The organism is Bradyrhizobium sp. (genome assembly GCF_016462955.1).
Taxonomy (GTDB): domain Bacteria; phylum Pseudomonadota; class Alphaproteobacteria; order Rhizobiales; family Xanthobacteraceae; genus Bradyrhizobium.
This window is the reverse complement of record NZ_JAEMSD010000796.1, coordinates 763-2,046: the sequence shown is the minus strand read 5'-3', so window position 1 is coordinate 2,046 and position 1,284 is coordinate 763. Positions and strand designations below refer to the sequence as shown.

1 protein-coding gene is annotated in these 1,284 nt (G+C 68.5%); it reads right to left on the bottom strand.

The features are described 5' to 3' along the window. Positions 1 to 69 precede the first annotated feature (69 nt). The coding region (locus tag JHD07_RS38510) for an FtsX-like permease family protein (protein WP_291631737.1) at positions 70 to 1,284 on the bottom strand (1,215 nt) is incomplete at its 5' end.

Here is a 1,284-nt window from a genome sequence, read left to right as displayed (position 1 = left end):
TGCGCGCCGGCGCGGTACGTCAGCGCGAGGGCTGCGATGCCGCCGGCGAAAGCACGCCGCGAGATTGCGTCAGCGCTCATTGGCAAACACCTTGACGAGGTTCGCCGGCTGCATCCGCGCCAGCCGGATCATCGGCAGCAGCGCGGCAAGCAGCGAGGCGAGCATTGCCACCGCGACCAGCTCGATCAATTGCAGCGGAAACACGTGGAACGGCAGCCGCCAGCCGAACGCTTTCACGTTCACGATCGCGACCAGGCACCACGCCACCACGAGGCCGAGCGGCACGGCCAGCAGCGCCGTGAACAGCGCCACCGAGAGCGTTTTGGTCAATTCGATCGCGGCGAGGCGCGGCCGCGTGATGCCGATCGCCCATAGCGGCGCGAGCTGAGGCAGGCGCGAGTTGGCCAGCGTGAGCAGGCTGGTGAGCAGCGCGATGCCGGCGACGCCGAGCGTGAACGCGTTCAGCGCCGACGTCACCGCAAAGGTGCGGTTGAAGATGCGGATCGATTCCGCCTTCACCGTCGCCTGATCGGCGACGCTGCGGTCGTCGAGCCCGAACTGCTGCTGCAAGGCCGCGATCAAGCCGGGGATATGTTCTCTCGCGACGATCAGCCCGATCCGCGTCTGCGGCGTCTGCGGAAACTGCCGGAGCAATGCGGCGACGTTCACCGTGAGCTGCCCCTTGGGGTTGCCGTAATCGGCATAGATGCCGACGATATCGAGCTCCCAGCTCCCGCCCGGCGCCGGCACCTCGACGACGTCGCCGATCTGCACGCCCAGTCGGCGGCTCAATTGCTCGCTGATGAAGGCGGCGTTGCCCGGCACCAGCCGGGTCCAGGCGCGTGGCCCGGTTTCCAGCATGGGCCAGCGCTCGCGATACAGCGCGTGATCGGGCAGGCCGAGCAACTCGACGGATTGGCCCCGGATCTGCGCCTCGGCGCGTCCGCCCGGAAGGATCGCCTGAACATCGCTGCGCTGCTTCAGCCAGTTTCGGATCGCAGTGCCCTGCGCATTGTCGGAGGCGCTGATGTAGACGTCGGCGGCGAGCCGCCCGTCGAGCCAACCGAGGAAGGTGCGGCTGAACGTGGCCACCATGGTCGAGACCCCGACATTGACGGCAAGCGCAAGCAGCAGCGCCATCAGCGCCAGCGACAATCCGGAGAGCTGCTGCCGGCTGTCGGCCCAGAACCACTGCGCGAGCGGCCCTCGCGCGGCGCGCTGGCCGGCGAGCAGCATGAGCTCGAGAAAGGCCGGCAGGATCAACGCCGCGCCCAGCATCAGCGC